This window comes from Chryseobacterium sp. HNCC26DJ241 (genome assembly GCF_057180505.1).
This window is the reverse complement of record NZ_JBXUGL010000024.1, coordinates 45,932-54,718: the sequence shown is the minus strand read 5'-3', so window position 1 is coordinate 54,718 and position 8,787 is coordinate 45,932. Positions and strand designations below refer to the sequence as shown.

Below are 8,787 nucleotides of genomic sequence, written 5' to 3'. Positions count from 1 at the left end.
CCACAACTGGGCAATAGATTTCTTTATGCAAAATCCTAACACAACATGGACGCAGTTTAGTAATTGGTTCATGGGAACTTCGGAAGGGAAGGCAGGTGAAGATTACGATACTACATATTGGGATAATCCAAATCTTACTTTTCCAAAACAAAATTTGCCTACTTGGCAAAAATACTATGATGGTTTTCCTAAAGATGCAAATGGAAATGGTTTACCTGGTTCTACAATATATAATCTTATTGGTGGTACTCCAAAAGCTTTGAGAGATGGTGTTTTAAATGATTCTAACCCTAATAATGATCACGATTACGATAATGCTTGTGCTTTAAGAGTTTCTAGAGCCTTAAATTATTCTGGAGTAATAATACCTAATTTGCCGAACCAGACATTTAAAGGAGGAGATGGTAAGTATTATTTTTTGAGTGCAAAAAAATTGAATACTTGGATGAGAAAAACTTTTGGAACAAATCCGGCAACCCAAACAACACCATTTAATGCTAATCATATTAACATTACATCCACACAAGCTGGTGTTCATGGTGCGAATTTACCTAATCTATTAATTGACAGTAATTTATCTACACCCAACATAAATGTTTATATCAAAGGTATATATTCGCTTGTTTCAAGTGATAACAATTGGGCATCTGGACATGCTGATATATTACAATCGAACGCAACCTGTATCAATGGCTGCCATTTTTATGATGCACCGATTGCATATATTGACATATGGAAACTTCAATAATTTAAAATATAAGCAATGATAAAAGCAAAAAAAACAATTTTTATTGTCTACTTTCTATCGCTTATTTCATGCGAAATTAGAGAAAGACCTAAATTTAAATATCGAAGCGAAAATAGTTCTCAAAAGAATGCTGAACAAATTTTTTACACTAAAAGATTTCGTGACGAAGTTTTCTATAAATGTCTAAGGCATGGTTATGGGGATAAACTTAATATGGAGATTGGAAAGTTAATAGCTAAAAAAGATTTATTTTCTATGAGTGATGACCCATTTATAAGAGAAGATTCTATACAAGATAGTTTGGCAAAAAAAATAATAATGAAGCTACCACCTCCATATATTCATGTAGAAAATGAAAAAGAATTGGAAGGTAAAAATTTTATTATTTCAACATGTTTGAGTTATTATGAAAGTAGAGAATTAGATTCGGTTGCAAGAAAATTTTATAAAGAAAGAAGAAAAGAGGACAAAATGTTATGGGGAAAAGATAATAAATAACATGAACATAAGAAAAGACAATATTTTTTATCAAAATCATATGAGTTAAAATTAATATCTATGATGAAAAATAAATTTATTGACTTATAAAAAATTGAACATGAAAGAAATTACTAATGAATTAGTTATTACTTGTTTATATTAGAATGTTTAGGATTAATTCTATTATTATTTACCTAATATATAAACTATATAAAAAGATAAGATAAACTTCACCCCACAAGGAAAATTGTAGATTTAAGGAAAACAGCAATTAATAATATTAGAAAAGGTAATTTAGCTACCATTGGCGGAAATTGGGGATTCGGATTTGATGCTACGATTGATACAATAATGCAATTAGATGGTTTGCAGTTTTGTTTAGGATCATACCTTACAACTGTTAGCATTACTTCTTTAGGAAGAAATCAATATAAATTAACATTTATCGTAAAAAATAAGACAGGATGGGAGTCTGGAACGAGAGGATTGAATAATGGAGATAATAATCATGGCAATGACAGCATAATTCCGGATAAACCAAGAGGACAAGGTCTACATTTGGGCGGAACTATTGGTGAAACCTTTGGTTAGTATGAAATTGTTACGGTTCCATAAAAATATAGAATTATGAAAAAAATAAGTTTAACATTTTTTTTAATCACAACTCTTTTGAGTTGTGATTATGGACCAAAAGCAATATTAAATGAGGACTTTGCCATTTTTGATGAATCTAAAGAATTGCCTTTTAGTAAACTAGTAGGGGAATATCAATTAGATAAGAACTCTAAAAAAAGGTACAACATACATGATAGTGTAGCATTAGAGTTTAAAATTAGAAGCGATTCTTCTTTTACTGCTGCAAACTATATAAACTACAAAAACAGAGAATTAGAATTAAAAGAATATAATGGTAAGTTACAGTATACTAATGATTATAATGAAAAACCCCCATTTTCAGATCTGAGAGTGAATAACGAAAAATTTAATGGTGGGGGAAATATAGATATTTACTACCGTAAAAAAGACGGTGCTTTAGCATTATATGTTTTTACTCCATTTGTACCCGCAACTAAGGAGAATAATATGCAATATAAAGAAGGAGATTATCTGCGATATATAAAAGTAAAATAATGAAAGGAAAGATTCTATTGATATTTTTTTTACAATTTGGGATATTATTTTATGCGCAAAATAGTATTAACGTAAAAGAAATCTCTTTTATAAGAAAAGATTCTATTATTGATATTGATATATATAAAAAAGAAGTATCACAGGATTTAGACAAAATAAATGAAATTTTTGAAATTTATTCTACATCAAAAAAAGAAAAAAACGATTTTATAAATAGTATCTCTAATAATGATCTAAAGCAATATCAACAGATATTTCATTATAAATATGTTAATGATAGTATTATTCAACGATATGAGACAAAAAAGAATGGAGATATATTATCTGGAAGCGTTTATATCAATACTAAAAACGCAAAAGAGTATTATGATTTTCCTAATTCTAAAAATGATATATCATTTAAGTTTCAATTTGAAAAAATAAAGGATTTAAAAATAAAGGAATTTAGAAAAGTAAGAAAAGTAATCAATGGAATAGAATGTTTTAAGGTTTTGGTTTCTTATACAGAATTGATAGATGCAGAAACTAATGCTGAGTTTCCTGAATTTAACTCTCCCGAAGAACAAAATCAAATTTTTTCAGAGATGTGGATTTCAGAAAATATTAAGAGTGTTTTTCATCCGGTTTGTAGAATAAGAGAAATCTTAGAGAAATATTATCCATTAGAAATTATAGAAATTGAAAAGGGATATATAAGAAACTATATTCTATGGAATTTAAAGATTCAACCTTGAACATAACAGAATTGTGCCCTGTAAAATGTTTTAATATGCTTAGATTTCTATTCATGAAACAATTTCCAAATCAGGAATTTCTACATTTTGAAAAGTGCTGATTTTCTCCAAATCCAAAACCGTTGATTCTCCGTTTTCAGCAGGAAAAAACATGGGGATAAATTTTGCTCCGTACACAATTTCGGGAGTAATATAAGAAGTTCTTTGTACCACCGTGTTGGAAAATACTTCATCAAAAGCACGAATGTGAACAATGATTTCGATACCTACATTTTGAAAATCTTCTTTTGTGAAATTGTAAAAAGGTGAGCTTTCATCAATCTTATGAACAATGGTCCAGTTGAGAGCCAATGTATTGATGCGCTTCACTTCTGTTTCCAAAAAATAAAAATTATTTTTCTTTTCCCCGTTTTCGTCAACGATTTCTATGGCAGCAGAAAGCGTAATATCGGCATCTGTAAGAGCGTTATTTTTATAGGGAGCAAGACGAAACATCAAAGCTCGGGTATCTTTATACGGAGAAATAAGAATGTTTTTTGAAAATTTTAAATATGCTCGTGGTCTTGAAAATCTTCCGTAAAATAGACCTGTTGCAATTGCAAAAGTTAGAAGTCCCAGAAATGCTTCAAACGTAGCAACAAGACTTGCCATAAAACCAACCGGAGCAATTCTTCCGTATCCAACTGTTGTAAAAGTCTGTGAACTGAAAAAGAAAACATCTATAAATTCATTCATGGTATTGCTTTTATCAATACCAGTAAGATGTTCAACACCAATTAAATAATAGATGAAAGCAAAAAGTAAATTGACAAATATATAGGCAATTACCAAATAAGATAAAAAACGAAAGGTAGAAAGATTGAGCATCGTGTGATACCAGCTAAACTGATCTAAAAATTTCACTCCTTTTCGTCGGATATTGGGCAATCCGTCTTTATTGATAAACCTTCCGGATGAACTGGTTCCGAAACCGCTATTATCAAATGAATATTGCTGAATTCTTTTTCTAAAACCTAATGCCATATTTTTTATCAATTTTCAAAAAATAAAATTGACCATGCAAATATAAAGATTGTCTGAATTTAAAAACCCTTTCGGAGTTTTCAAAATTCTGAAAGGGCTGATTTATAATAGCTATTAAAATATTCTATTTCAAACTTCCTACCATATCTTCCGGTTTTACCCATTCATCAAATTGTTCCGCAGTTACCAATCCGAGATTGATGGCTTCTTCTTTCAAAGTAGTTCCGTTTTTGTGTGCAGTTTTTGCAATTTTTGCTGCATTTTCATAACCGATATGTGTATTCAAAGCAGTAACCAACATCAAAGATTTGTCTACCAATTCTTTGATTCTCGGTTCATTCGGCTCAATTCCTACCGCACAATGATCGTTGAAGGAAATCATTGCATCTGCCAAAAGCTGTGCAGATTGTAAAAAATTGTACGCCATTACTGGTTTAAAAACATTCAGTTCATAATTTCCTTGAGTTCCTGCAAAAGAAATCGTAGTATCGTTCCCTAAAACCTGAGCGCAAACCATTGTAATCGCTTCATTTTGTGTTGGATTTACTTTTCCCGGCATAATGGAAGAACCCGGCTCGTTTTCAGGTATAAAAATTTCTCCGATTCCGGAACGTGGCCCGGAAGCTAAAAGACGAATATCCTGAGCAATTTTGTAAAGTGAAACCGCCAGTTGTTTCAACGCTCCGTGTGTTTCCACAATTCCGTCATGTGCAGCCAATGCTTCAAACTTATTGGGTGCCGTTACAAAAGGTAGTCCGGTAAATTCTGCAATATATTTTGCAACCAACACATCATAACCTTTCGGAGTATTGAGTCCGGTTCCGACAGCAGTTCCGCCTAAAGCCAATTCTTTTAAATGATCTAACGTATTTTCAATCGCTTTTTTAGCATAATCCAACTGCGCAACATATCCTGAAAATTCCTGCCCCAAAGTAAGTGGAGTAGCATCCATCAGATGCGTTCTCCCGATTTTTACAATATTTTGAAATTTCTGAGCTTTTTCGTTCAGAGTGTTTCTCAATTTTTCCAATGCAGGAAGCGTATATTTTACCACTTTTGTATAAGCGGCGATGTGCATTGCAGTTGGATAGGTATCGTTGGAAGATTGGGATTTGTTCACATCATCATTCGGATGAACTTCGGATATTTCTCCTAAAGTTCCACCATTATTCACATGAGCTCTGTTGGAAATCACTTCGTTTATGTTCATATTACTTTGAGTTCCGGAACCGGTTTGCCAAATCACCAAAGGAAATTGGTCATTCAGTTTTCCTTCCAGAATTTCCTCGCAGACTTTTGCTATCAGATCTCTTTTTTCTGTGGAAAGAACACCCAATTCGGCATTTGTGAAAGCGGCAGCTTTTTTGAGGTAAGCAAATGCATCAATAATTTCCTGAGGCATACTTCCTTCCGGTCCGATTTTAAAATTGTTTCGTGAACGCTCGGTTTGTGCTCCCCAGAATTTATCTGCCGGTACTTGCACTTCTCCCATCGTGTCTTTTTCGATACGGTAATTCATATATTTTTAGATGTTTATGTTTATAAATGAGAATACACGAAAGTAGTAAAATTCCCAATTTTCAGCAAATGACAAAATTCATCAGAAATTCGTTTTGCAAAAAAGAAAAAATAGTCTATTTTTGCCTCAAATATTTAGAAAAATGATACTATCATCTTTTTGGCCATTTTACCAATTTCTTTGGACGGTATATTTCTTTACTATGTTTTTAGTAGGATTTTGGTGTATTTTTATGTTTTTTGGGTTTATCATTCCACTTTGGCTTACACAAGGTTTGGCTGAATATTTCGGAAAAACGAAACCTTTCGATCCGGAAGACATCAGAAGAAAAAAAATCTTTGAACAGGAAGGTGTGGAAATCATCTACAATCAGCCGAAAGGAGACGGTCCTTTTGTACATTCCGGTCACGGTCATCATTAATTTTGATGTCATTGCTTTCTTCCCTGAATTTGAAGAAAGTAATATCAAAGCAAAACAATATATAACAGAGTACTCTCAAAATTTGAGAGTATTTTTTTTGAAAAAATTTTGAAAATAAAAAAATACCTTTATTTTTGCAACACAAAACTTATCAAGAAAGGTGGAGGGATTTGGCCCTTAGAAACCTTAGCAACCAACATATTCTGAATTGTGTAATGGTGCTAATTCCAACCTAGTTATAGGATAGATAAGAAAAAATTAAGTATTTATTTTTTTTGTTTCTATAGGTTTCCTTTTGCATTTCTTGATTTAAAATAAAAATATATAGAAATGAAAAAATTTACCTTTAGCGTTTTATTATTAAGTGCTTTTTACCTTCAAGCACAGGAAGTTACAGAAAAAGACATAGAAACTGTTGTATTGGTAGGAAACCGAGCGAATAATCGTACGAAAACAAATACGTTGGTTCCTGTAGATGTTATTTCGGTTCAAAAAATTCAGCAAAGTGCTCCACAAAATACGGTTCAGGATTTATTGAATTATGTAATCCCGTCATTTAATTCGGTAAGACAATCGGCATCGGACGGAACAGAACATATTGATCCTGTTACTTTAAGAGGTTTAGGTCCAGACCAAGTTTTAGTTTTGATTAATGGTAAAAGAAGACATACTACTTCTTTGGTTAATTATCAAAATACCGTTGGGAATGGTTCTGTAGGAACAGATTTAAGCACCATTCCCGTAACTGCTATTGATAGAATAGAAGTATTGAGAGATGGAGCAGCAGCACAATATGGTTCTGATGCTATTGCCGGTGTTATCAATATTATTTTAAAGAAAAATCAAGGTGCTTCAGCTTCCATTACCTACGGAATTACAGGAAGAAATGATGGTGAAACGTATCAAGCAGGAGCTAATTATGGGACTTCTTTAAGTAAGGACAAAGGTTTTATAAATCTATCCCTTCAATTAAGCCATAGAGGAAAAACGAATAGGTCTCAAAATCATAATCTAGATATTTTCGGTAGTAATTTTGCGTATGATTTTGCTGATGACCCCAACCAAGCAAGAGCAAATGATGATGCTATTATCGCACAAAGAGGTTTAACTCGTGATGATTTTAATTTTCAAGTTGGCGATGCACAGATAAAACAAGGGCAATTGTTTTTAAATGCAGAATATCCAATAAACGATAAATGGGATCTCTATTCTTTTGGGGGAGCGAGTATAAAACAAGGAGAAGGTTTCGGTTTTAGAAGACTGCCAAGCGAAACTTCTAACGTAGTACTATCGATTTTTCCTAATGGTTTTCAGCCTATTTTAGGTTCTAAAATTTATGATTTTTCTTATGCTATTGGCACTAAATATCAAAACAATAATTGGACTTTAGATCTAAGCAATACCTTCGGAAGCAACGTATTCAACTATGATGTAAAGAATACCAACAATGCTTCATTGGGTGCACAATCTCCTACAGAATTTAATGCAGGTTCTCACGGATTTTTGCAAAATACCTTCAATGTAGATATTTCTAAAAAAATCGACAACATTAATATCGCTTTTGGTGGTGAGTGGAGATTTGAACAATATCAAATAAAAGCAGGTGAAGAAGCCTCTTACAAAAATTATGGCTTAGTTTCCGGAACATTGGGTGGAGCGCAATCATTCATTGGTTTTTCTCCAAATAATGCACTTAAAAAATCTAGAAATTCTGAAGCGATTTATGCAGATGTTTCCTACGATTTAGAAAATTTTAATGTAGATGCAGCGGCAAGATTTGAAAATTATTCGGATTTCGGAAGTGCGCTTACAGGAAAACTAGCCTTTAGATATGAATTTTTGAAAAACTTTGCCGTAAGAGCTGCAGTGGGTACTGGTTTTAGAGCGCCATCTTTACAGCAACAATATTTTAATAATTCTTTTTCTGATATTTCTACTTCAGGAAGTGGAATTGTAAACAAAGGGATTTTCACTAATGATAGCGATGTTGCAAAAGCAATAGGTTTTGATAAACTAAAAGAAGAGAAATCTGTAAATGCGAGTGCCGGATTTACATTTAAACCAGCTAATAAACTATTTATTACACTTGATGGTTATTTAATCAAAGTAAAAGACAGAATTGTAATTACCAGTCAGTTTTCCGACCCTTCTTTTGCGGCTTATGGTGTAGAAAGTGCAAGATTTTTTTCCAATGCAGTAGATACAGAGACGAAAGGTGTTGATTTAGTTGTGAGTTATGATTGGGCAATTGGTGTAGGAAATCTTAATATTAACTTGGCAGGAAATTATACCGAAACGAAGATTACCAAATTCAATTTCCCAGAAAAAGTTTTGGCAAATCATTCACAAGATGAATTCTTTGGACCGGATCAAATTAACATCATCGAGACGCTTTCTCCAAAAACTAAAGCCTCTTTAGGTTTAAATTACAAGATCAATAAATTTAATTTCTTGGTGAGAAATACGTATTTTGGGAAAGTAATCCGAGATGGTTTTCCGTTTGGTGTAGTGCAAGAATTTAATCCTAAGGTTGTTACAGATGTTAGCGTTGGCTATGATATTACGAAGAAAATTAATTTTACAGTAGGAGCTAATAATTTATTTGATGTTTTCCCGGATTTACAAGTGTATGAAAATTCTTATTTCGGAGTCTTCAAATACGCCCCAGTTCAGATGGGAACTACAGGAAACTACTTCTTCGGAAGATTGAATTACAATTTCTAAAAATTAT

The 8,787-nt window shown here is 32.3% G+C and carries 9 protein-coding genes and 1 riboswitch; of the genes, 7 read left to right on the top strand and 2 right to left on the bottom strand.

Annotation, left to right across the window (positions count from 1 at the left end):
* The 5 genes from AC2A1C_RS11660 to AC2A1C_RS11640 form a co-directional block, all read left to right on the top strand.
* Positions 1–748, top strand: a 748-nt coding sequence (locus AC2A1C_RS11660; RefSeq protein ID WP_484025890.1) for a T6SS effector amidase Tae4 family protein, incomplete at its 5' end; no start/stop codon positions are given.
* Between the two features lie 15 nt (positions 749–763).
* Positions 764–1,246: a hypothetical protein gene (locus AC2A1C_RS11655; protein WP_484025889.1), complete on the top strand. Its 483-nt coding sequence runs from the start codon at positions 764–766 to the stop codon at positions 1,244–1,246.
* A 333-nt stretch (positions 1,247–1,579) separates the two neighbouring features.
* Positions 1,580–1,819, top strand: coding sequence for a hypothetical protein (locus AC2A1C_RS11650; RefSeq protein ID WP_484025888.1), 240 nt, complete (start codon positions 1,580–1,582; stop codon positions 1,817–1,819).
* A 36-nt stretch (positions 1,820–1,855) separates the two neighbouring features.
* On the top strand, positions 1,856–2,359 hold the full coding sequence (locus AC2A1C_RS11645) for a hypothetical protein (protein WP_484025887.1): 504 nt from the start codon (positions 1,856–1,858) through the stop codon (positions 2,357–2,359).
* Complete coding sequence (locus tag AC2A1C_RS11640) at positions 2,359–3,093, top strand: hypothetical protein (protein ID WP_484025886.1); 735 nt, start codon at positions 2,359–2,361, stop codon at positions 3,091–3,093. The genes AC2A1C_RS11645 and AC2A1C_RS11640 overlap by 1 nt, the downstream gene beginning before the upstream one ends.
* A 51-nt stretch (positions 3,094–3,144) precedes the next feature.
* Here the strand turns inward: AC2A1C_RS11640 and AC2A1C_RS11635 are convergent, their stop codons facing one another.
* Positions 3,145–4,116 carry an ion channel gene (locus AC2A1C_RS11635; protein WP_484025885.1) on the bottom strand — a complete coding sequence of 324 codons (972 nt, stop codon included), beginning with the start codon at positions 4,114–4,116 and terminating at the stop codon, positions 3,145–3,147.
* Between the two features lie 124 nt (positions 4,117–4,240).
* Positions 4,241–5,635, bottom strand: coding sequence for a class II fumarate hydratase (gene fumC / locus AC2A1C_RS11630; RefSeq protein WP_484025884.1), 1,395 nt, complete (start codon positions 5,633–5,635; stop codon positions 4,241–4,243).
* Between the two features lie 142 nt (positions 5,636–5,777).
* Between fumC and AC2A1C_RS11625 the strand changes: the two genes are divergently transcribed.
* Positions 5,778–6,056 (top strand): hypothetical protein, encoded by a 279-nt coding sequence (locus AC2A1C_RS11625; RefSeq protein WP_484025883.1) that lies wholly within the window; start codon positions 5,778–5,780, stop codon positions 6,054–6,056.
* Positions 6,057–6,201: 145 nt separating this feature from the next.
* Positions 6,202–6,310: riboswitch (SAM riboswitch) on the top strand.
* A gap of 76 nt (positions 6,311–6,386) precedes the next feature.
* Entirely contained in the window at positions 6,387–8,780 is a 2,394-nt protein-coding gene (locus tag AC2A1C_RS11620) for a TonB-dependent receptor plug domain-containing protein (protein ID WP_484025882.1), read from the top strand.
* Positions 8,781–8,787: the final 7 nt, after the last annotated feature.

Bases quoted from the DNA above. Each gene is read 5' to 3' on its own strand.
- AC2A1C_RS11655 (WP_484025889.1), top strand. From the start codon at position 764: ATGATAAAAGCAAAAAAAACAATTTTTATTGTCTACTTTCTATCGCTT.
- AC2A1C_RS11650 (WP_484025888.1), top strand. From the start codon at position 1,580: ATGCAATTAGATGGTTTGCAGTTTTGTTTAGGATCATACCTTACAACT.
- AC2A1C_RS11645 (WP_484025887.1), top strand. From the start codon at position 1,856: ATGAAAAAAATAAGTTTAACATTTTTTTTAATCACAACTCTTTTGAGT.
- AC2A1C_RS11640 (WP_484025886.1), top strand. From the start codon at position 2,359: ATGAAAGGAAAGATTCTATTGATATTTTTTTTACAATTTGGGATATTA.
- AC2A1C_RS11635 (WP_484025885.1), bottom strand. From the start codon at position 4,116: ATGGCATTAGGTTTTAGAAAAAGAATTCAGCAATATTCATTTGATAAT.
- fumC (WP_484025884.1), bottom strand. From the start codon at position 5,635: ATGAATTACCGTATCGAAAAAGACACGATGGGAGAAGTGCAAGTACCG.
- AC2A1C_RS11625 (WP_484025883.1), top strand. From the start codon at position 5,778: ATGATACTATCATCTTTTTGGCCATTTTACCAATTTCTTTGGACGGTA.
- AC2A1C_RS11620 (WP_484025882.1), top strand. From the start codon at position 6,387: ATGAAAAAATTTACCTTTAGCGTTTTATTATTAAGTGCTTTTTACCTT.